The following is a 21,967-nucleotide window of genomic DNA, read 5'->3' as shown; positions in this document are numbered from 1 at the left end:
GTTTGTATCTGGTAAAATCTGAAACCAGTCTGAGACTGAATTCAGAGGGATTTATTTTTGAGTAAGCTCTTTGTTGTCAGATCCCTTGACTGCGTTTTCCAGCAGCGTTTTCTGTCTCTGGAGCCGATGTACTTTTCCTTCGATTCTTGCGATGTAATCACGCAGTGTTTTCTGCTGTTCCTGGGTCAGGTATTTCTCATTGCGGATTTCATCGATCTGATCCTGAAGCCGGAAGACGTCTGCACGTCGCTCAGCAGCTTCCTGATTAATTTCCAGGGTCTGTTGGCTGATCTTGATACCTTCATTGGCCAGCTGGGTGATCTGCGTGTCCAGTGCCGCGATCTGTTGTTGCAGTTCTGCTGCCTTAGTATCCATGGCCTGACGATCAACCTGATTGATTTGTTCCCAGTTCTTGATCGCCTTCTCCATGGGAGCAATCGGTTTCGTGATCTCTGAGAGTTGTTCGTTTTGTTGCTGAATCTGGTGTTTCTGGGCAGCGACGATCACTTTTGCCAGCACGGGAGAGGATGAAATCTGCTCACCACCTCTTCTGGTTTTGACAGTCCAGGTCGGATTCTCACCGGGCTGATACTCAAACAGGTAGTTTGTCAGCTTATCTTTTTCCTGAAGCCAGTTAGGGCCACCAACAGCGGAGGCCGCGGCAAATCCCATAAAGGCGATACTGGATACCAGTACCAGGACCAACAGGATTTTACTGAAACGAGTCATGGGGTTTTCCTGAGTCTGTTTTGAAAGACTTCAATCTGTTCGGGTAGAGATCGCTCTCTTACTTAATATTATTATGTGCTAACTTTTCGGCCGAATCTATCCACTTTATTCCTGGAAGAAAATAAGTTGGAAAATTCTGCGGAGTGGCCCTTACAGATGTGTCTTTGGAGCCTGTCAGATCCTGCTGAGTTGAAGCTTTTGATACTAACGAGAGCTTGTGCGCAAAAACAACCTATTTTGTCAAATCGGTTGTTTCCCTATTATAAATACGCTCAAAAAGCAGAGTCAAACTGAAATTCAGCTAACCATCTGGCATTTAACTGTTTGACCTTTCTAACTTGGTTGGCAGACATAATCGCTACCTTCGGAAAACTTGACATAACAGCAACCTGTCAGCATATACTAAGTACTTATGACCTTAGAGATTCCGAATAGCAGACCATGGTTTACTTCCAGCGATCCAGATTCTGCAGGCCATGTGATCGCAGGTGCACTGAAATGTGCTGGTCGTATAAAGATGATTATCCAAATCTGTTAACTTGTCGTGAAGCAAAGTCGTTTCTCTGAAAATACTTAGTAAATCACGTGGTTTGGTCCAAATTGCAATAGGTAAAATCAGGGCACAATGGTATTTTGAAAGTAAGACGACCATTACTTCAAAATAAGCAATCAATGTGGAAGCATTGAGCTGATACTGGGCCCTCCGATACCAGACGTATCGTAAACAATGGAGATTGGTTCATGGCTACCGAAGAAGTTCCCTATCATATCACTGCCGTCAATGACCATCTCAAGGTGCAATTGTTACCGGAATTGAACGAATCCGCCTGGGATGAGCTGGAATCTCTCGGCGACACATTGCTGACGGAAGTCAAAAATCAGCAGTCTCCCAGCGTCATCATTGATCTGACCAGGTTGGATTTTATTAATAGTTCTCTGGTGGCAATCGTGATCCAGGTCTGGAAGCTGGTCGATGAGCAGGGGGGAAAAACTGCGATCCTGAATACCAGTGAAATGGTGGAAGAGGTTTTAAATATCTCTGGTCTCAAGAAGGTGTGGTTCATCACCGCTTCCGAAGAGGAGGCAGTCGCGCATCTGAGCCAGGCTGTTAAACAAGAGCGCATCGAGCGGCGCCGTACATTTTCAATGCCGATTCTGCTGGGCATTGTCGCAGTGCTTTCCGCGGTGGCTTGTTTTGCGTTATACATCAGCGACACCCTGACCCCTGATCCGAAAATCGCGTTAGGGGCCACGATCTCCTTTTCTCTGGCAGGATTACTCCTGGGGGCAACCGCACTCAAAGATCGTCGAAAGAATTTGCGGATTCTCGGGGTGGTTGTCTTGATCAGCAGTCTGGTTCTGGGAGGACTTGGCCTCTTTAAACTGATTTAACGAGCTGGATTATCAGCCATTCCCAGTCACATTTCTCTCACCGAAGCTTATTGTTAGGACAGAAAGAGTCGAGTCATGTCAGATACTCCTGCGAATACCGAGAACAAAAATGAAGGGCGGCAACAGGCACTCCAGGCCGAGCTGCGGGAACTGATTGACGTAGTAGGGCCCGGCCCGCTGGTTGACTTACTGATGGAGCGTGCTTTTCAACTCCAGGCGACCGATATTCATTTAGATCCCCTCGAAGACGGATTAAGGGTCGACGGAATGTTGCACGATATCATCCAGCTTCCCAAGGAAGCGGCAGCATCCGTGATTTCCCGTCTCAAGCTGGCTGCCAATATGGATATTACAGAACGGCGGCTGGCCCAGGACGGGCACATTAATAACCAGACTCTGCAGAACCGTCGCGATATTCGTGTCGGTTCAGGTCCCACCATCCACGGGGAGCGGCTGGTGCTAAGGCTCATGCCGGATCACAAACGTTTTACTCATTTTAACGAACTCGGTCTCAGTGAAGCTCAGACTTCTGAAATCACCAAATATTGTACAGCTCCGTATGGGATGATTCTGAGTGTCGGACCGGTCGGTTCCGGAAAAAGCACCTCCATTTACAGTTGCCTGGATTACCTTAACCAGCCGGAAATGAGTCTGGCGACGATTGAAGATCCGGTCGAACGACGTATTGAAGGGGTGAACCAGATTCAGATAGATCCCAAAATCGGGTTCAGTTTTGCCGAGGCGCTCCGCGGGGTTTTGCGTCAGGATCCGAATGTGATCATGGTGGGAGAAATTCGAGATTCCGAGACTGCGCATATTGCTGTGCGGGCAGGGCTGACGGGGATTCGTGTCCTTTCGACTTTGCATTCCAACGACGCAGTGGCGGCAATCGATGTCTTCCGAGAATTCGGGATTCCTTCCATGTTCATCACTGACAGTTTGCAGGGAATTATTTCTCAAAGACTTGTTCGTTGCATCTGCGAGAAATGTCGGGCTCCCTACCAGCCAGATTCGGGCGCCTGTGAATATCTGGGAGTAAATTCCGATCAAGTAGCCGATTCCAAAATTGCAATGGGAGCGGGCTGCGATCATTGCTTCCAGACGGGCTACCTGGGCCGGACGGGGATTTTTGAAACTCTGGGAGTACGTGGAGAACTGCGGGAAGCGATCCTGAGGGGAGCGACTCAAACCGAATTATTGAAACTTGCATCAGAAAAAGGCATGACGACGATGGAAGAATCTGGAAAAGCCAAGGTTCTGGAAGGGATTACCACCGTTCAGGAATTACACAGGGTTCTCGTTTAAACCGTCGATTTCAGGCTCGACCAGACACCAGGCCCGTGAGCTCACTCTGTACATGTACACTGTCTGTTTCCGGGCTTGTCGGTCTCGCGACTGTCATAGAAGGTGGAGTTCTGCAGAAAAAATCATTCAAATCTAGTAGTTCTACTATATAATTTGACGTAGAGAGTCTCAGTGAAAAGTTAGCTGAGACGGGCCGTCTGCATATAATATCATCGAGTCATGCAAGACAGAGCCCATGAACATTAGAAATACTCAGCCGTCTGACAATCTGCTATCACGCGAGAGTCAGACTGGTTTTTCCCATTCGGCGACGTCGTCCATGTCGAACCAGATCCGGTCCACGAAATCACCAGTGAAGGACACAGCTCTAGTCAATCAGCTCAGAGAGCGTGGACTATCCGCCGCAGAGAGTCAGGCTTCGGAAGAGGATGAACCCATTCTCTCCGTAAAGGAAAAGATTTTCGTCTGGCTGGCCAGCTTCATGGCAACCGGTTACCTGTTTTCTCTCCTGTTACACTCAACGATATTAACAGTCATGGCAATTGTCATTGTGGGCGGGATGCAGGGCAACGATCATCTCTCTACTGTTGTCACTCTCGACGATGAAGATCAATTTGCATTTAACGGTCCTCTGGATACGCGTGTCGAGGAAGAGGCTGGAGGCAAAACGACTGAGTTCGATGTAATGCAACCCATCAAGACGCTGACCGGTGAGGCTGAAGAAGCCTTGAAAGAAATGGAAGCGGATGTTTCCCTGCATCTGGGGAAAGGGGATGGTGATGCTGATGGGGACGGCTCAGGCAGTGGTGGAGGTGAATTCAAATTCAAACCGATGGGTAATGCCGTCACGGCGGGGAGCTTTACTGCCTGGACCGTACCCAAAGACCCTGATCTGAATGAGGATTATCTGATCATCATCCAGGTTAAGTTGCCAACCAGTTATAAGTCGACGCGGTATCGTGCTTCAGACCTGATGGGGTTGGTGCTGGGGACAGACAGTCATCGGCAGGCTATCCCCTGGGATGTGCGCTGGCCCAATTCGACGTTCACTTCCACGGCCACAGGCGATATCCGCCCGGTGGATAAAGGGGACTATCTGCCACTAAAGAAACGGGTGGCTCAACTGATCGTCAAAGTTCCCGGTTCCAAAATACCCGCGACCCGCGACACGATCAGAATTCAGTCCAAAGTTCTCAAAGAAAAGCAGACTCTGGAAATCGAATTTTAATCGGGTGAGTCAGGCGAGTTTTAGTCCGCCATCCCTCTGACGAATTCCAGCCAGCCTCTTTCGTAGATCTCACCCAGACCGGCCCAGTGTGCGGGGGGCTCGCTCAGATTGCCTTTACACGAAGGGCAGGGAAGGTCTGGTTGTTCCGGGAACATAGGGCTCACGGATGTGTCACTGGAGAGCCACAGTGCATCGCATTCATCACAAAGGATCGCGAGGTCCAACTGACTGCTACAGATTCTGAGTCCCAGAGCCCCCTGTTCGCAAGCGGGGCAGATTCCGGTGTAATACATTATCGCGTGATCCTGTTTCACAAGTCGTTACATGGGAAATGCTGTAATTACACTGGAGCCTTCCAGTACGAGTCGGATCTTATTGGCAGGAGGTTTTCCCATCCGGTTTCCGACCTGGCCACCGACGTATCCAACCGGACGTTGCATGTCGACTGTGTAAACAGTGCGTTGCCCATCCTGCTTTTTTTGTACGGTTCTGCCTCCCTGTAATGCTTTCAGGTAAGCTTCATCGATTAATGCCAGGACTTTCGCCTGTTCGCCCTCTCCTGCAAAGACACCGTGTTTGCCCGGGCGACGAGGCTGGTCGGTTGCGTGACGCATGACATGCTTCAGGCGATGTCTTTCCTGGCTGCCAGGACCATAGGTCAATCCTGCCGTAGATTCCCAGACTTGATTTCCGGACTTCTGTAGCTGTCCAAGTTCAGGACGCGATTCTTTTGAGTCGCTGCTGGAGCCCGGAGGAGGACGATTCGAACTGGCTGGAGTCTGCACCGTCTTTCTAGCGGGAGCAGCAGCTTTTCCTGAGGAAGTGGTCGGTGACTCTGGAAGTTCTCGATCGCTTGCAGTTTGACGCAGGAGTTCTGCATCGATTTTGGTCGGCTGTGAATCCTGATCTGATCCATCTGTCGCGACAGACACAGAATGGTTGCTTCCGGGGACTTCTGGTTGTTTCCCCCGTTGCTGTTGCTGGAGTATCAGATAGATCACCAGAAAAACAGCGACAGAGATGACCCAGGCAGGTGACTTGCGCCTGCCTGGGGTATGTCGGTCAGATGGTTGTTGCATCTTGAGTGTCCATTCCAGAATCGAAATCAGTCAGTCAGGGATTGTAGATAGTTCTCGTAGATCTGTTTGAGTTGTTCGACCTTCTCCGGATACTGTTTGGCAAGATTCTTTTTTTCGCCGATATCCTGGGAGAGATTTACCAGGAAGAGCTGGTCTTCCTTGCTTAAGGGAGCCTGATTGCTGGTGTCTCGGGGATGGCCCAGCAGTTTCCAGTCCCCTTCGCGGATGGCCCAGCTTTTGCCGATCTGCCAGTAGAAATTATCGTGCGGACTGGGAGCTTCAGCCGATTCGATTACAGCTTTCAGGCTTTTTCCATCCAGTTTGTGTCTGGGGAGTGGGGCACCGGTCAGGTCAGCAATTGTTGGCAACCAGTCACAGCCAGTCGCCAGTTGGGAACGAACTTCTCCTTCCGCAATCGTACCCGGCCAGGAAATCATGGCGGGTACCCGGATGCCTCCTTCGAACAGACTAAACTTGGCTCCTCGATACGGGCCCGCATTTCCGCCCCCTCCGAATGTACGCTCTTCAGTAGAATGTCCATGATCGGATTGAAAAATAACAATCGTGTTTTCACGCAAGCCGGTTTCTTTCAGAGTCTGTAACACCTCGCCGATGCAGTCGTCCATAGTAGAAACGAAGGCCGCGTATTTATCGCGGGGGGATTCGAGGTGTGCATATTTTTTACGCCATTTGTCTTTCCCCTGTAACGGGTAGTGGGGCACATTGATGGCCCAGTACAGAAAGAACGGTTTCTCGTGCGGTTCTTTGATGAAATTCTGACATTGTTTGACCATCAGATCAGGAAAGAATTCACCGTCGTGCCAGACCTCTTTGCCGTTTTCCCAGAGATCGTGTCGGTTCGGACCATTCCAGTAGAAGAAGTGAGAATAATTGTCGATACAGCCACCCATGTGTCCGAATGAACGGTCAAAGCCCTGTCCGTTGGGCATGGTTTCGGGAGTATATCCCAAGTGCCATTTGCCGACATGGGCCGTCTGATATCCCGCCTGCCGCATCATTTCTGCAATTGTCACCTGTTCCGGCGGCATACCACTCTTGCCATGATGTGAAGAGACATTTCCTGGAACACCAGCGCGTCGTGGGAATCGGCCGGTCAGCATACCTGCCCTGGATGGAGAACAGACGGGGGCCGAGGCATAGAACTGGGTGAAGCGAATTCCCTGATTGGCAATGGAATCCATGTGGGGAGTGATCAGGTCCTTGGAGCCATAGCAGTTTACATCAATTGATCCCTGGTCATCGGTAAAGATGAGGATGACATTCGGCTTTTGTGACTTTGGGTCGGCGGCCGATGCGCTTTCAATGAGCAGACTGAAGTTGGCTGCCGACAGGCAAACCAGAAACAGCCACAGACGAATGAGTTTTGCTGTGTCTATCTTCGCTGAGCGCATGGGAAATCCTGATCTATTTAGAAAATTGAAATTGATCTGGTAACTGATTAATGATTGAAGAGTTATTCGTGAGGAGTCTCATCCCAGGCATTTTGAAAGACTTTCTCGCCATGGACCGTATAGGGATTTTGCATGCTGTCCTGATAGACTCCAAGCCCCGCGGTGACGCAGTGAGCGCCGGCAATGGCGACGTCGGCAATCTGTCGACCATTGCGAATTGCAGCTGCAATGATTTCTGATTCGTACTCGTGACGCTCCAGCATTTCGGCAACTTCCATAATGAAGGTAGTTGCTGAGTCACCATAGGTTTCTTTCCAGCCCATAAAGGGGCTGATAAAAGAAGCTCCGGCCCGGGCTGCATGCCAGGCCTGCGCCACGGAAAAGATCAGGGTGGCGTTCGTTCGAATGTTCTGGCTGGTCAATTCACGAATCGCTTTAAATCCACTTTCACTGGCCCCCACTTTAATTACGAAGTTGGGGGACATTTTCGCCAGCTTAGCCCCTTCCTCGACAATCTGTTCCCAATCAGTGATATGCGGATTGACTTCGACGCTGACTGGTTTGTCAGTGCCGGCAAAGAGCTCTGCGATTTCTTCGATCACCTTTAAAAACGGCTTACCCGAACTTTTGATATGTTTGGGGTTGGTTGTCAGGCCATCCAGATCCCAGTATTCGAGTCCGTGTCTGATCTCCTCAGTGATGGCGCTGTCCAGAAACAATTTCATTGTGAATTCCTCGGGGGTAGATAAAATGACTAAAACTGCAATCGTGATTGATATAAATTGAAAGCTGTCACATGGAAGCATCTCTCAAGAATGTCTGTTATTATAAAGTGATCAGAATCCATTATTCCATGCTGCGTTTTTGGATTCTGCCAGAAACCATACCTTCGAAACAACCCAAGTGAACCTCGAATAAAGAACCTTCCGTATTATGTCCGCACAATTTCCGGATTACCTGCAGGTTACTCCTGATGAAATAGCCCAGGGAACAAATGTTAAATTCTCCGTGGTCAAAGATATGCCTGCCGTAGCTGAGCATATGGCCCATGCGATGTTGAGTGTGATCGAGCAGGCCCGGGAAGCGGGCCGTCAGCCGACATTGATTGTGCCCGTTGGTCCCGTTGATCAGTATCCAGTGCTGGCCGAGATTCTGAATCAGCGGCAGTATTCCATTCAGGATGTGATGTTGATCAACATGGATGAATATCTGACCGATGATGATCAGTGGGTCGACATCACACACCCCCTGAGCTTTCGCGGTTATATGAATCGGAAGTTTTATGATCTGGTGAATCCTGAACTCGCGCCACTGCCCGAGAATCGTATCTGCCCGGATCCGAATGATGTGGGGGCTATCCAGCGGGCTATCGACCAGCGGGGTGGTGTGGATGCCTGTTTTGGTGGAATCGGAATCAATGGCCACATGGCTTTCAACGAACCTCCAGAACCAGGTGAAGAGATTTCTGCTGAAGAATTTGCTGCCTATCCCACACGGAATCTGAATCTGACACGAGAGACGCGAACCATCAATTCGGTTACGGTAGGGGGTGAGATTTCAATTATTCCCTGGCGTGCTGTCACCGTCGGGATGAAGGAAATCCTAGCGGCCCGGGAACTGCACTTTTACTGCAACCGTCTCTGGCAGAGTTCGGTCGTCCGTCGTGTTTTACATGGGCCCGTTACCAGTGCCTGCCCCGCTTCACTCTTGAGAACGCACTCGGATGTATCATTGACGGTCGCGGAGTATGTGTCAGAGTTGCCTGACATCCGTTTGCGATAAATATCTCACGTATTCATAGATTGAGTTGTTTCAGATGAAGATTGATTTTGATCAGGAACGGATTCTGGCCGTGGTGGCGCATCCTGACGATGCAGAACTGCTCTGTGCAGGCACTCTGGCACGGGCCAATCAGGAAGGGGCCGCAGTTGGCATTTGTGTCATGTGTCAAGGCGATAAAGGTCAGCCTGATCCTCCTGTAGAGAATCTGACTGAAGTACGTCAGGATGAAATGCGATCGGCTGCGGAGTTGATTGGGGCAGAGCTGTTTTTCGGAGGCAGTCCGGACGGGGCTCTATTCGACACTCTGGAACAACGTCGTCTGCTGACTGAAATAATCCGCCAGTTTACACCAACCCTGGTGCTTGCTCACTCACAGAGTGACTATCATGCAGATCATCGAGCTGCTTCTGTGATTACCGAGGCGGCGACCTGGTTCAGTGCATCGGCGGGAAACAAAACCGAGTCTCCTGCTTTAATGCAACCACCGGTTCTCTGGTGGATGGATACTGTGAATATGTCTCAGTTTGATCCTCATTTTTATATCGATGTCAGTTCTTTTGTTGAAACCAAGGTCGCGATGTTGAATTGTCATCAGAGTCAACTGCAGCGAGGCAAAGATGCCAGCTTTTCACCTCTGCAGGACCTCATGTTGCAGCAGTGCGTTGCCCGCGGCGCACAGTCCGGTGTGGCGTCTGCGGAAGCGTTTCGCAGTCATACGGCCTGGAAACGCTGTGTTGCGTGGTGAGTTCTGGTACCTGATCAAAGCAGGCCGAAGCTTTGTGCGTCTCGCTGTCGAGAAGGGCCAATGTACTGAAAGCTGGCGGTCAACCTGCCACGACTTGAAGCGACGATTTGTTTTCGATGTTTTTCAAAACCAGCTTGCCTCTGAACAGTGGATGGTTTCCGGGTCATTTTCCACAAGGGAGAACGGGCGCGGTGGCGGATCATGGCGGGATGGCCGGTGACACTCGTGTAACGGTGCTTGCAACTGTAGAGCGATGCCACATACTCGCTCAAAGCATTTCCGATTCCCACTCCCTGAAAGTCCGGTAGACAGACCGTGCGGTGCTCCCGATAGGAAGGAGATTTCGGGTGCGGAAAATACATTACAGCTGTGAAGGCAGCTGGTTGTTCTTCAACGAGTGCCACAAAACAATTGGCAGCCTGATGAAGGGAAGCGTCTAAATAGTGATGTTTGCGGAACAGGTGCCACGCATCTCGATGCACGTTAACAATTCTAAGGGAGATTGAGGGCCGTGGTTGCCTTTCGCACCTCCATTGGAAATCATCCAGTGCCGGCTGGTAAATCCAGTCAGGATTCAGCCAGTCGATAATATCATAATGGCAGGACACCGCGACAAGTTGTTGACCACGGCGACGAACTGTTTTGGCGATCGCACAGCTGCCAGTGCGGGCGATCGTGCGATCGACGACGGAAGTGAATTCATCAATTACGACCAGCTCGGAAAGCTCCGCCAGGGCGCGAGCCATTTTGACACGAAATTGCTCTCCGTTGGACAAAACATGATAAGGACGCAGCCAGCCGGGAGGAGATGAGAATCCAACTGATGAGAGCAGACTGGTGATTTCTTTGATGCCCATCTTTTGCGGGAAGCCATCGATAATGCACTTCTCGCTGGGCCAGTCAAAATCATCGACGAAGTGATCTTGAAACAGTTCCCTGGCGATGGTCGTCTTGCCACACCCGGAGGGGCCTACGATCAGACCGATGTTCCAGGGACGCTCGGAAAGTGGAAGTTCTACTGACCACTGCTCACGACTTCGGGTTTCTGCTGCGAGCCCGAACATCCCTTCCAGCTGCATCACCCGCGGAGTTCGAATAATGGGCGATTCCCTTATGAGATCCAGGCGCGACATTGATATCCTGCTGATTTCAGATAGTCCAGAAGTGCGAATTGCTCCGCTTCATCTTTGCAGTCTACCAGAACAGAGAATCGTTCTGTGAGCAATTCGGTTTCATCGACTCCGGATTCCTGCTCAGGTAATTCCGGGGATGAGGATTTCAGATTCTGAAGCAACCCCTGCAGGTCTTCTGATTCTGTTGTAATTGACTCAAGCAGTGCATAGAGTGCGGATTGATCAGTCTCTGCCAGGCTGGTAATCGAGTCAAACGTCGCCAGAACCTGATCTGCTTCTGAGACTGTCAGATCTGAAATCAGGCAGGGGATTTTTGTATCTTCGGCGATATTGGCCCGCAAGTGACCGTCGATCAATTCGTATGTTCCGTCACCACAATCCCGAACCAGACAGGCTGCTGCGAATCCAATCTCATTTAAGATGGTTCGCAGCGCTGTTTCCTGGGCTGCGGGATGGGTTCGCCAGTTTCGGGAGTTAGGGATCAATTGGGAGGCTTTAATTCGCCTGAAACTTTTGATGCGATCTTTGATTTCCATGGGCTGGGTCTTTAGTCGTGCTATAGACAATCCAGGCAGCGATTAGAATCGTTTCGCTGTCGAATCTGATCTTTGTGATAGTCAGCTTTAAAAATGGGGCCGCCACAACGGGCACAGAATGAGATGAGTTCGTGTTTGACCAGCACCGAATTGACGACCAGTTCCGGGTATTCTGCTTGCGCGATTTTGGCCGCCAGTACATGAGTTTGTGCTTCCCGATCCAGACGTTTCACCGGGTGTCCATTTTTTTCTCGTGCCAGGTAGACAGTAAATTGAGGCATAAATGGTACCTTTACCTTTCTGAATTTAGATGATTCCAAGACAGTCCATACCGATTATTTTAGATGTGATTGTTTTCCTGTCTTGGGGTGCATTCAGTCAGGAGTGCTGATAGGGAACTACCGGGATAAATTACTCTACCAGTTCCAGATTGAAGAGCGTGTCCTGATCGGCGGGTATCACGATCTCATCTGTTGTGGATGGTTTTTGTCGTAACGCATCCGCGATCAAATAACCGCCGACCGGCACACCGATTCCGGTTGCTAACAGTCCAGCTCCCACAGCCAGCCTGGCGAGTGTTCCAGCCGCATTGCCTGTTGGGGGAAGATATTGATGCGTGACGCTGCTGTAATCTCCGATGTGCATGTCTTCGCCCTCAGGACGATTGTTATCTACAATTTCTTTGCCCAGCAGTTTTTCCCGTGTGGACATCACCAGGGAATCGACGTTGTCAAAGCGTCTCGCTGTCTGTCTCAGGTTTTCCGCTCGTTCCCCCACTTTCACGCCCCACCACATCTGCGCCAGTTTCTCCTTCCAGCTTGTCGGCTGCGTGGTTTCGTTTGTCATTAAATTCGCTCCAGGAATCCATGAGCTCGCCGAACGTTCCATTCTGGAACGCCCGGTCGAGCTCATTGTTTTCGTTAATCAGGCGATCATGAAACAGAGTTGTTTGCCTGATGAGTTCTTCCAGTGGGTCGGTCATCAGCTGGCCTGCGACGGACCTGCGGGAGTGACTTTACTGGCGACTTCACGAATGCCGACCGCTTCATCGAGGGTTACCATGCGTTTGTTTTCCAGGTAGTCGTAATCCACGATTTTCTGCACCGTCACAAAGTTATTCTGCGCGACGGTTCCGGTCTGCATGAGTTGCGTCAGCATGTGATTGGCAACATTGTCGGATAAATCTACAGCCATCTCCTTTTCTCCTTTTTCCTGAATGGGAAATTCTACTTCTAAAATATCGCCGTCCGGCATGAATTCGCCTCACTTGTTAACGGCCTTGAAACGTAATTTGATTGGTTGACCGAGTTGATACCTCTGTTCCTGTTTGATCGATCCGTCTGCACCTATGAGCTGTACAGGAATCTGAGTCTGTTTCAGTTGGGTGAGCTGTTGTTTCAGTCTGGTAATCTCGGACTCCAGTGCAGCAAACTGTTCGTTGCGATTGCTTTCTGGTTGTTGCGAGGGTGAAGCGCGATCTGATTTCCGATACACGGGTGGGTGGCAGTCGGGCAGTCTGCCATACAGATTGATGAGTTTGTTTCGAATCAACATGCTATTCGTGTAGATGGTGTGAGTCTGGTCATGACCTTTTATGATGCCTACGATCTGTCCATTGACAAGAATAGGACCTCCGGAATCTCCTTTTGCGACCAGTCTGGAAAAGCAATGCCCGCGGCGCGTTACCCGGATGCGGGCTCGCAGGGATTTGAGGTTGTAAACTCCGTTTGAGTATCCGTAAGCGATAGCCTCCATTCCGTCTATCGGTTGAGTGTCCGAAAGTATGAAACAGTGTGACGCGGGAATTCTTTGGGTTTCCAGGATGGCATAGTCAATCTCCTCTTCATATCGCTTGAAAACGACCCGGGCTTCCCACCAGGTTCCACCATAGCCGACATGAATGGTTCGTGCCTGAATGACATTGTGCGCGGCAGTAATGTAAACGGAGCGGTCCGCGATATTTCCTACGAATGCACAGGCGCCGGTTCCGATGAGCTGGCGACAGCCTTGGGGAGTGCAGTTTGTCTCTGTTGTCCTGACAGCGAGTGCCTGGGCGTGCAGGCAGGACGTAGACAACATGACGAGCAGGAAGTGGATGAATCTCACCATTGGAGGTACCTGTTAAAAAACAAGAGAAAGTAGTGCCACGGGTTGAGCGGAACTTTACCTGGCGCCCAGTGAAAGGCGGCGACTCCGAACAGCCTGACGCGACGGTAATAGATGTTTGCCATAAACTTTCCGAGATCGCAGCGGCGCAGATTACGATACAGGGCCGCATCAGCGCGTGCCCGGTCTCGTTTACAACTTCCCAACTGGTAGGCGTAATCGTGCCAGTGGCAGGCGGGGCGGAGATCAACGCCTCCCCACTGGTCTGGAGAATAATTACAGCCGTTCGAGACAAAGTCAGCAGGAGGTGTCGGGCCTTCCATCTGTTTTGTCAGTGATTCAGGCAGATCTGAGAGATGAATCTCGGGCATTAGTGCTCCCCAAATACGCGGTCTTCCATGCGGCTGATCCGTCGTTCGTGTGAATTGACCATTTCTATTAACAGCTCTTTATTGGCATCCAGTTTTTCATCGATCTGTATCAGTTGGTGGCTGTGTTCGATGAGTGTCTTGGCGGTCCAGGTGATTGCTCCCACTCCCCCTGCCACTATGGGAGAAAACACACAAGCGATGACCCAGGCAGGTATGAACAGTCCTTTTTGAGGTTGTACGGGCATTCGTCTCTCTAAGATTCAAGGTCAGTGAATTGGGTTATTGTCGAAGAGAGAGTATCATCTGGATCGGCGTGGCGCAGACAAGCTTGATCTACATAAAAAAAGCACCTGTTGTTGCTCAGAACAACAGGTGCTGATCGTTCACGGTATGGAGGAAGAATGGCTGTGAAAAATGTCGCAGACGAATTCGGTCAGCTGTCGTTTGTTTCCCGCTTCAGTGGGAAATCACTGACAGAAAGTTGCTCCTGTTTCACTGTTTGTAGTCGATGCCAGCCTTCTGTAACCAGAGTTTCCCTCTGTCGGGCTTCATCAGGATCCAGCTCGCGTTTATCGAATGGTCCCTCTACTGTGACAGGAGTAAATTGCTCATCGACGATAAACTGTGCGAGAGCGGGATTGCAGCGGATGTGATACTCTGGTTGCTCTTGAAGTTCTGCTTCTTGAACTTCGCCGATAATATAGCGCAGATAGAGCCCGCTGTCCTCGATATTCTCGACTTCTTCACCACAAACTATGCAGAGATAACCCTGATCGCATCTGGCCATGATGTTGACTTACACATTGATTAAATAAAACGGAGAACATTCAGTAACCACCAACTGGCTGCTGACACTTCCGTTTTATTGTAAGTGGGCTTCGTGTGCTGAGTGAAGAGTGGTCAGGAGGTTTTGAGATATTCTTTCAGGTTGGCGATCTCTTCCAGAAGTATTTCTAAGAATTCTGAGGCGGCTTCTTTATTGTCAGTCGCCATGATCTCTCTTACCGACTGCCTGATTTTTTGAGTGGGTGAATAGAGGTCGAGAGTTACTTCAGTATTGGAAGAATGAATGACATTCAGTGACATGTCATTCAGCTCTTGTTTAAGCTCATCCTGGTCCAGGGGTTTGAACATGATCCGAGAGAATCCCAGTTCCTTGGCCAGTTTGATCCGTTGTAGATTTCGATCCTGGGCATTGTTCTCGGGACGTACTGCGGTCATCAGGATAAATTGTGGTGCAGGGACGACGCCATGGTCAGAGTAACGTTCCAGCTGCAGTGCTTTCTGGAACAGGTCGACACCATCCATGCCGCTCATCACAAGGTCTGTCAGAACGACATGAATCTCATTATCAGATTGTAGCAATTTAATCGCTTCAAAACCGGACGAAGCCATCACCGCTGTGAAGCCAATTTTCTCTACCAGCCGCGCATAATAATGACAAGAGTATCCAATATCATCGACAACAAGAACTTTCATCGACCTGCCTGAACGGTTGGGAGAATGAAAAATGTTTCACCCGTCAATCGACAAAACAGATGAGCATTTCCCTGTGAACAAAATATGAATGAAATTCAATGTTTACATATAAATCAAAAGTTTGAATCGTCATTTGAAGGTTTTTCCCTGTATGAGAATTACCGAATTACCACTCAGGGGTGTAAGAAACCCCCTGATTTTACGGTAAAATGTTATAAATGCGTCACGATCTTATTCATCGAACCTGTATGTCTGACTAAAACAAAAAATACTACATCGAGGTCCTGAATTATGTTGATAAATTGACACACAACTCCACTCTATTAAATTCAGATTTGCCGTCGGTTGAGATTCTTAATCGGAGTATTTTGTCGCAATTGATTTCCTAGAGAGGTATCGAGTGTGGTGTCTGCAGCGAACAGATTTGCTCAATTACGATTCACGTTGTTTCTGACTGATCCAGAAGTCGTGTGCATCAACGATCACATTGCTGCCGAATTTGAAGTAGGGAATTCCGGATTCTTTCAGAAGCTCTTTGAAATTCTTCTCCGTCATCCCGAACAGCTGCGCCCAGATTCTACTGCTGAACTTTCCAGTTTGCGGAAAGGCTCCGGGTGATTGCGCGAGGTTGTTTACGAGGTCGAAAGCGAACCGATCAGATTCAATGTACTTGTTTGATTCCGTCATGAGATCAAAGCCTGACATTTTTTATCGCGTCATATTCCTGACAATGACATAGTTGATGGCGCATATCTCTCACGCAGTGAATGACAAGCACTTAATGCGAAAGAGTGAGTGAAAGCGAGGATGCTGCGATCAAATACGCATCTAAGAGATCACGCGATAAAATTAGCGACACCTACAGCGGTCGCTCCGCGGCTGCCCCCAGGCAGAAATGGAAGTGTGGATTTACCACTCTCAGACAATGAAAACATTGTATCAGCAGTACCTGTACGAAGCAATATACAGTGTTGATTTTTTGGGGAATTATATCAGTCAGATTAGTATTGAAAATGCCTGAAAAACAGGGGTGAAACGGCTGTGAGTACCTGACCGTTGCAATAAGGTCAGAATTCCAGATGAAACATGGGCTAACTCTTATATAATCGGTCTGAACCAGCTTGAATTGACTGTTCCCGATTGGATGAGCTCACTATGTTGCACCCGGAATTTCTGAATTCGCTTTCGCGTCGTGCCTTCTTTTCTGCTTCTCTTGCAGCGGTGTCCTGCAGTCGACTTTCTTCTCTGCAGGCGCGACTCAACAAGGCTCCCAAGGCACAAATTGCGATCACGTTTGATCTTGAAATGAGTCGCATGTATCCCAGCAGAGAGATGCTGGAGTGGGATTACCAGAAAGGAAATCTGAATCAGGAAACGAAAGACTATTCGCTGAAAGCAGCTCAGATTGCTAGCGAACTGGGAGGTAAAGTCCATTATTTCTGTGTCGGGCGCGTACTGGAACAGAAGGATGTGCAGTGGATAAAACAGATTTCAGAGCTGGGACACCCGATTGGCAATCATACCTACGACCACGTCAACGTCTGGGCAACCGAACCTGCTAAAACGCAATTTCGCTTTTCTCGATCTCCCTGGCTGTTGGGAGGCAAAACTGCAGCCGAGGTAATACAGCACAACGTTCGGATCACGACCGAAGCGATGCAGCAACGGTTGAATATCAAGCCGGACGGCTTTCGAACACCCGGCGGTTCCAGTGCCGGGCTCGATCAACGGGAAGATTTGCAGAAGCTTTTCCAGTCAGAAGGATTTCAATGGGTCAGTTCTAAATATCCTCGTCACAAATATAGTGAGCCGGGGACTGAGCCCCAGCAGGAAATATTTGATTCTATTCAGGAAGCTCAACGGTCTGCGCAGCCTTATGTCTATCCAACGGGGCTCGTCGAAATACCCATGAGCCCGATCAGTGATGTAGGGGCCTTCCGAACAAGCCGCTGGAAGCGAAAGTACTTTTTGAAATCAGTCGAGTTGTGTGTGCAGCAGGCGATTGAACAGAAACTTGTTTTCGATTTTCTATGTCATCCTTCCATCATGTATGTTGAAGACCCCGATTTCGAAACGGTAAAGCTGATCTGCAAACTGGTGCAGCAAGCGGGAGACCAGGCAGAAATTGTGGGACTGAGTGAAATTGCCGGGCGCTACCGGGAACAGCAACGCTGAGGTTATTACAAGGAGTCATCCTGATATGAAGTTTCTATCCCTCATGGCTTTGAGCCTTATCAGTCACAGTCTGGTAATACACCCGGTGTGGGCTGGTGACGAGCCACGTATATATCAAAACACATTGCAGCCGATCAAAAATGCAAAACCCTTGCTCGCGGATCATTCCGAATTCGTGCAACCTATTGAAGAGTCACGCCGATTCGAATCTCCACTGCTGGTCGATGATGCCGATGCAGATCTTTCAGTCCGCGCATGGCGATTTTCTTATAATGCCCGGGGAATTATCGAAATGCCGAATCGGATTTCGATTCAGAAGACCGCAGTGATCATGGTTCATCCCTGGGGGATTGATGATGGTCAAGGGTGGCAGACACCAGAACCAGCGGGCGCCGCGGATTTTTGTACTCCCGAAAAGAATCATTTAGCAGGTCGGCACACGCGGGAAGTGATAGATCCCTTTCTGAAACGAATGCGAAAGCAGAATGCGCTGATCATGTACAGCCTGATTGGAAAAGTGGATCCGATCCGAAAAAAGTTGTATCGCACGTTCGATTACAATCCAACATCAGAGGAACGCGCACAGGCACGGAAGGATCTGGCACAACAATTGAAAAGTCTGCCTTATCGGGGGAAACCGTTGCCTGTGCAGATCACACTCTCGCAGGAACAGCCTGTGATTGATTACTTCAAGCAGTTTTCCGGTTTGAGTGCCGGCGATCACTTTAACGGCAAGGGGTTCTGGGATGTGCCGGTGCCTGTTACTGCCGACATTACGGTCCACGATGATGATGTGCTGATCTTCGACCGGGAAGGCTATGCACCTCTGAAGGAATTTTTAAAGAAGCAGGGGATCCGCCATGTGCTGTTAACCGGTTATGCGACAGACATGTGTTTCTGTAAGACAACTGCCGGCTATGAAAATCTATCACAAGACTTCAATGTCTTTCTGGTAGGTGACGCAACGTTGGCGACCTTCCCTGCGAATTCTTCACCTCGCTATGCAACTAATGCCCACATTTCATTTGCCTCTCTGAATCATCTGATAACGCAGGTCTCCTGGATCAAACCGATCAACTCGGATTGAGAGAAAACGAGATCTGTTTTCTGGAATCTCTGAATCTGATCGAAGTTCTCAGCGAGAGTGGCGGTCTGATCGGGTTCATTTTAGAATGATCTGCTTCTGAATTTTGCTCGCCATTCAAGAAAGACGCTCTACATGTCAGACGATAGTGCCGTTGTTGAGGAAGAACTGGTTCCCGATGATGTCATCCCACACCAGTCCCTGCCCCCGTTAAAGTATCGCGATCTGCCTGCCGCGATTTCCTGGAAAAAGATGATTGGTCCCAGCATCATGCTGGCTGGTTTGTCATTGGGGTCCGGTGAGTTTGTACTCTGGCCTTATATCACTTACAAAACCGGCTTCATATTTTTCTGGGCCTGTCTGCTGGGAGTGATGACCCAGTTTTTTATGAATATGGAAATCGAACGCTGGACGCTGGTGACCGGCGAAAGTGCGATTACCGGGTTTTGTCGATTGAACAAAAACTGGGCCTGGATCATGCTGCTGTTAAATATTGTCCCGTGGGCCTGGCCCGGTTGGGCCACGGGAGCGGGAACCATGCTGAGCTGGACGTTTCTGGGCCCGGAGACTATCGCAGTTGCGCAACTGGATCCTGCGCCAGCGCAATTCGATTTGTCGAAGGTCTCTGAGAAGGCGAGTTATTCTTCAGATTCAGGCAAGCTACAGTGGCGCGGTACCATGGGTGAGACGGAACGTGACGAATTAAGTCTGGCTTTTCAACAGAATGAGATTCCGGATCAGTCGGCGCTAATATTTCAGAACATTCAGCAGGGTACGGATCTCAATTACGAGGCGAAGTATAGCGCGTTTTTGGGAATTGCGGGACTGTTGCTGGTGGGGGTTGTCTTGACCACCGGACCTGTGGTTTACAATACGGTAGAAAAGATTCAGATCTTTCTGGTGGGTATGATTTTTGTGATCGCCGTCATCCTGGGGATCTATCTCATCCAGCCTTATGCAGTGACCGCCATGCTGGAAGGAGCCGTCAGTATCGGCAAAATGCCTGACGCTTCCAGCGGTCTGGGAACGATGGCACTGCTGGGGGCATTGGCTTTCGCGGGTGCCGGGGGAACGATGAACCTGGGGCAGAGCAACTTTATCAAAGACAAAGGCTATGGAATGGGGAAGTACATTGGCCGCATTACGAGTCCGATTACCGGACAGGAAGAGGCGGTCAGTGAAGTCGGCTATCATTTCAAACATACGCCGGAAAATCAGGAACGCTGGAAACAGTGGTGGCGAGCAGCCAATATCGAACACTTTTTCAGTTTCTTTTTGACTTGTCTGGCCTGCCTCGTGTTGCTGTCTCTGATATCGTATTCCCTGTTTTATGAAGCCAATGGCCAGCTTCGGGAGGGCATGGATAAGTTTGGTGAAGGGCTGAATTTTATCTGGGGCCAGGCGATGCTTCTGGAAGCAAAATTAGGGAACACGTTCAAGCTGCTGTTTCTGTTGATGGGGGTGGCGATTCTGCTGACTACGGAACTGGGGGTGCTGGATGCGACGGCCCGTATCTCTGCGGATATTCTCAAAGTCAATTATTTGCGGGAAAACGAGCACTGGTCTCTGAGCAAACTCTACTATTTCTTCTTGTGGGGAGAAATTCTGTTAGGATCAGCGATCCTGCTCTACGGATCAATTAATCCGCATTTCAGTCAGCCTTTGTTTTTGATTAAAACTTCCGCTGCCATGAATGGCGGCGTGATGTTCCTGTATTCGATGATCCTGTTGTACATGAATTCGAAAATTCTGAGTCGCAGTATCAGTACCAGCCCACTAAGATTTGTCACAATGGTCTGGGCTGCCGCTTTTTTTGGTTATTTCAGTCTACAGGCATTTCAGATGCAGATCATTCCTTACTTCTTCCCACATAGTTGACCCCTGATTTCCTCACGTAAAACCTATCATTGATTTCGGATTCCTGTTCATGTCAGATCATGTTAAATCTTGTGCCCCATTTCTGTTGATGAGATTTTCCTGTTTCGTTTTGCTCTGCACTTCGATCATCGCCGGAGTTGTAAGCGGTTCCGATATTCAGGCTGCCACTCACTATGTCAATAACCAGACGGGCAGCGATGAGTATGATGGACTTTCGGAGAAAACCGCTGTGGCAACGATTGCCCGGGCGATCTCGCTTTCCAAAACCAGCGACCGAATCGAACTGGCGAATACAGGCACCGTCTACCGGGAATCGATGCTGTTTCGCAAGCTGGGCGGGACCCCTGATCAACCGTTTTTGATCGAGGGAAATGGTGCGGTTATTTCAGGTCTTGTGTCACTCCCCGCGGAACAATGGAAATCGACGGGAGAGGGAGTCTACGTCTTACAACTGGATAAGACTCCGTACGGAAATCCGTTTCTGGTATCAGCAGGGAAACGTCTGCCTGCTGCCAGAAACCGAGAAGCTCTGAAAGAGGGGGAGCATTACTGGGATCGAGAGTCTCACCGGATCTATCTGCATTGCGAAGCAGGAAAGCGACCTGGCGACTATAAACTGGAAGCGACGTTGCAGGTCAGCGGATTGACTCTGACCAGTGCCAGCTACATTTCCTGCCAGAATCTGATTGCGGAACATTTTACGAACGATGGGTTCAATATCCATGGGGACTGTCGCGGCATTCGCCTGGAGAATGTGGTTGCGCGACACAACGGCGATGATGGTATTTCCATTCATGAGGCTGGTGGACTCATTGTTCAGAATGCTTATGTGCATGACAACTTTTATGGCATCCAGGATGTCAACGCGTCCCGTTCCGTTTATAACGGTGTGCTGGCAGAAAAGAATCAGGTGGGCGTCAGTCTGGTGGGTGGTTACCATTCACTGGTGGACTGTCAGGTCCGCAACAATACACAAAAAGAAATTGATATCGCCGGTGCGGTGCCACGCCATCTGATTGGTGGAGAACAGAATCTTCTGGCCCGGACGATTTTGTTTGCTCAGAATGTATCCGTATTTGGAGAGGGAAGCGCGGTGGGCCTCAGTGTCCGTAATGGTGCTCACGCGATTGTTGAGCATACCGTGATCACAGGTACCAGAACCGGCGTATCCATAGATATGCAGAGCCATGGTCATCTGACTCTGACGGCGGTTAGCAAATGTGACACGATACTGGATCTGCGGACTAAAGACTGTTTCCTGGATTATAATCTGTATGGCGTCGGTCGGTTCCGCTGGATGGAAACTGATTACAGTGCCGATCAGTGGGCGGCGTATCAGGCCGCTTCGCAACAGGACCAGCACTCTCGAATCGAGCAAATCTCGGTCGCAGCAGACGGGTTGGTCAGCGCTTCTGGAGAAGCATTGCTTTTTTCAGAGCGGAAGCAGACCGTCGGCCCCACGGCACCGTTTACGCTTTCATTTTCGCAGGATTAGCCACATTCCAGATATCGGGCGCCGCTGACACATGATCT

General features: G+C 49.7%; 25 protein-coding genes. 9 read left to right on the top strand and 16 right to left on the bottom strand.

Translation table 11 applies throughout. From position 1 onward, the window contains the following. Positions 1-51: 51 nt before the first annotated feature. Positions 52-729 (bottom strand): hypothetical protein, encoded by a 678-nt coding sequence (locus tag HG66A1_RS29570; protein WP_145192824.1) that lies wholly within the window; start codon positions 727-729, stop codon positions 52-54. A 741-nt stretch (positions 730-1,470) separates the two neighbouring features. On the opposite strand from HG66A1_RS29570, the gene HG66A1_RS29565 reads away from it, so the two are divergent. The 3 genes from HG66A1_RS29565 to HG66A1_RS29555 all read left to right on the top strand — a co-directional run bounded on the left by HG66A1_RS29565 (position 1,471) and on the right by HG66A1_RS29555 (position 4,654). Beyond that, positions 1,471-2,121 (top strand): STAS domain-containing protein, encoded by a 651-nt coding sequence (locus HG66A1_RS29565; RefSeq protein WP_145192822.1) that lies wholly within the window; start codon positions 1,471-1,473, stop codon positions 2,119-2,121. A gap of 75 nt (positions 2,122-2,196) precedes the next feature. Further along, positions 2,197-3,426 (top strand): GspE/PulE family protein, encoded by a 1,230-nt coding sequence (locus tag HG66A1_RS29560; RefSeq protein WP_145192821.1) that lies wholly within the window; start codon positions 2,197-2,199, stop codon positions 3,424-3,426. 352 nt (positions 3,427-3,778) lie between these two features. Further along, positions 3,779-4,654: a hypothetical protein gene (locus HG66A1_RS29555; protein ID WP_145192819.1), complete on the top strand. Its 876-nt coding sequence runs from the start codon at positions 3,779-3,781 to the stop codon at positions 4,652-4,654. 20 nt (positions 4,655-4,674) lie between these two features. Here HG66A1_RS29555 and HG66A1_RS29550 read toward each other — a convergent pair whose 3' ends face one another. The 4 genes from HG66A1_RS29550 to HG66A1_RS29535 form a co-directional block, all read right to left on the bottom strand. Next, the gene (locus HG66A1_RS29550) at positions 4,675-4,947 is read right to left on the bottom strand and encodes a hypothetical protein (RefSeq protein ID WP_145192817.1); all 273 of its coding nucleotides are present in this window, start codon (positions 4,945-4,947) and stop codon (positions 4,675-4,677) included. A gap of 27 nt (positions 4,948-4,974) precedes the next feature. After that, positions 4,975-5,733 carry a hypothetical protein gene (locus HG66A1_RS29545; protein ID WP_145192815.1) on the bottom strand — a complete coding sequence of 253 codons (759 nt, stop codon included), beginning with the start codon at positions 5,731-5,733 and terminating at the stop codon, positions 4,975-4,977. A gap of 26 nt (positions 5,734-5,759) precedes the next feature. Continuing rightward, positions 5,760-7,145, bottom strand: a complete 1,386-nt coding sequence (locus HG66A1_RS29540; protein ID WP_145192813.1) for a sulfatase-like hydrolase/transferase — start codon at positions 7,143-7,145, stop codon at positions 5,760-5,762. 62 nt (positions 7,146-7,207) lie between these two features. Next, positions 7,208-7,870, bottom strand: coding sequence for a transaldolase family protein (locus HG66A1_RS29535; RefSeq protein WP_145192811.1), 663 nt, complete (start codon positions 7,868-7,870; stop codon positions 7,208-7,210). A 208-nt stretch (positions 7,871-8,078) separates the two neighbouring features. On the opposite strand from HG66A1_RS29535, the gene HG66A1_RS29530 reads away from it, so the two are divergent. Then, positions 8,079-8,927, top strand: coding sequence for a glucosamine-6-phosphate isomerase (locus HG66A1_RS29530; protein WP_145192809.1), 849 nt, complete (start codon positions 8,079-8,081; stop codon positions 8,925-8,927). Between the two features lie 34 nt (positions 8,928-8,961). After that, positions 8,962-9,672 (top strand): PIG-L deacetylase family protein, encoded by a 711-nt coding sequence (locus HG66A1_RS29525; RefSeq protein WP_145192807.1) that lies wholly within the window; start codon positions 8,962-8,964, stop codon positions 9,670-9,672. A gap of 14 nt (positions 9,673-9,686) precedes the next feature. Here HG66A1_RS29525 and HG66A1_RS29520 read toward each other — a convergent pair whose 3' ends face one another. From HG66A1_RS29520 to HG66A1_RS29470, 11 genes are all read right to left on the bottom strand, one after another. Further along, positions 9,687-10,805 (bottom strand): ABC transporter ATP-binding protein, encoded by a 1,119-nt coding sequence (locus tag HG66A1_RS29520; RefSeq protein ID WP_145192805.1) that lies wholly within the window; start codon positions 10,803-10,805, stop codon positions 9,687-9,689. Beyond that, positions 10,784-11,341, bottom strand: coding sequence for a ParB N-terminal domain-containing protein (locus HG66A1_RS29515; protein WP_145192803.1), 558 nt, complete (start codon positions 11,339-11,341; stop codon positions 10,784-10,786). The genes HG66A1_RS29520 and HG66A1_RS29515 overlap by 22 nt, the downstream gene beginning before the upstream one ends. Positions 11,342-11,361: 20 nt before the next feature. After that, on the bottom strand, positions 11,362-11,622 hold the full coding sequence (locus HG66A1_RS29510) for a hypothetical protein (RefSeq protein ID WP_145192801.1): 261 nt from the start codon (positions 11,620-11,622) through the stop codon (positions 11,362-11,364). A 130-nt stretch (positions 11,623-11,752) separates the two neighbouring features. After that, on the bottom strand, positions 11,753-12,187 hold the full coding sequence (locus HG66A1_RS29505) for a hypothetical protein (RefSeq protein WP_145192799.1): 435 nt from the start codon (positions 12,185-12,187) through the stop codon (positions 11,753-11,755). Positions 12,188-12,322: 135 nt separating this feature from the next. After that, positions 12,323-12,535, bottom strand: a complete 213-nt coding sequence (locus tag HG66A1_RS29500; protein ID WP_145045290.1) for a hypothetical protein — start codon at positions 12,533-12,535, stop codon at positions 12,323-12,325. Positions 12,536-12,604: 69 nt separating this feature from the next. Further along, a complete protein-coding gene (locus HG66A1_RS29495) occupies positions 12,605-13,450 on the bottom strand; it encodes a trypsin-like peptidase domain-containing protein (RefSeq protein WP_145192797.1) in 846 nt (281 codons plus the stop codon). After that, a complete protein-coding gene (locus tag HG66A1_RS29490) occupies positions 13,444-13,818 on the bottom strand; it encodes a hypothetical protein (RefSeq protein WP_145192795.1) in 375 nt (124 codons plus the stop codon). Before HG66A1_RS29490 ends, HG66A1_RS29495 begins: the two co-directional genes overlap by 7 nt. Beyond that, the gene (locus tag HG66A1_RS29485) at positions 13,818-14,063 is read right to left on the bottom strand and encodes a hypothetical protein (protein WP_145045284.1); all 246 of its coding nucleotides are present in this window, start codon (positions 14,061-14,063) and stop codon (positions 13,818-13,820) included. Before HG66A1_RS29485 ends, HG66A1_RS29490 begins: the two co-directional genes overlap by 1 nt. A gap of 188 nt (positions 14,064-14,251) precedes the next feature. Next, complete coding sequence (locus HG66A1_RS29480; RefSeq protein WP_145192793.1) at positions 14,252-14,605, bottom strand: hypothetical protein; 354 nt, start codon at positions 14,603-14,605, stop codon at positions 14,252-14,254. A gap of 113 nt (positions 14,606-14,718) precedes the next feature. After that, positions 14,719-15,297, bottom strand: coding sequence for a response regulator (locus tag HG66A1_RS29475; protein ID WP_145192791.1), 579 nt, complete (start codon positions 15,295-15,297; stop codon positions 14,719-14,721). Between the two features lie 432 nt (positions 15,298-15,729). Beyond that, positions 15,730-15,984, bottom strand: a complete 255-nt coding sequence (locus tag HG66A1_RS29470) for a hypothetical protein (RefSeq protein WP_145192789.1) — start codon at positions 15,982-15,984, stop codon at positions 15,730-15,732. 468 nt (positions 15,985-16,452) lie between these two features. On the opposite strand from HG66A1_RS29470, the gene HG66A1_RS29465 reads away from it, so the two are divergent. The 4 genes from HG66A1_RS29465 to HG66A1_RS29450 all read left to right on the top strand — a co-directional run bounded on the left by HG66A1_RS29465 (position 16,453) and on the right by HG66A1_RS29450 (position 21,929). Then, positions 16,453-17,472, top strand: coding sequence for a polysaccharide deacetylase family protein (locus HG66A1_RS29465; protein WP_145192787.1), 1,020 nt, complete (start codon positions 16,453-16,455; stop codon positions 17,470-17,472). 25 nt (positions 17,473-17,497) lie between these two features. Next, positions 17,498-18,559, top strand: coding sequence for an isochorismatase family protein (locus HG66A1_RS29460; protein ID WP_145192785.1), 1,062 nt, complete (start codon positions 17,498-17,500; stop codon positions 18,557-18,559). 132 nt (positions 18,560-18,691) lie between these two features. Beyond that, positions 18,692-20,434, top strand: coding sequence for an Nramp family divalent metal transporter (locus HG66A1_RS29455; protein ID WP_145192783.1), 1,743 nt, complete (start codon positions 18,692-18,694; stop codon positions 20,432-20,434). 88 nt (positions 20,435-20,522) lie between these two features. Continuing rightward, on the top strand, positions 20,523-21,929 hold the full coding sequence (locus tag HG66A1_RS29450) for a right-handed parallel beta-helix repeat-containing protein (protein WP_145192781.1): 1,407 nt from the start codon (positions 20,523-20,525) through the stop codon (positions 21,927-21,929). Positions 21,930-21,967: the final 38 nt, after the last annotated feature.

The sequence above is a fragment of the Gimesia chilikensis genome, from assembly GCF_007744075.1.
Taxonomy (GTDB): Bacteria; Planctomycetota; Planctomycetia; order Planctomycetales; family Planctomycetaceae; genus Gimesia; species Gimesia chilikensis_A.
This window is presented reverse-complemented; position numbering and strand designations above follow the sequence as displayed.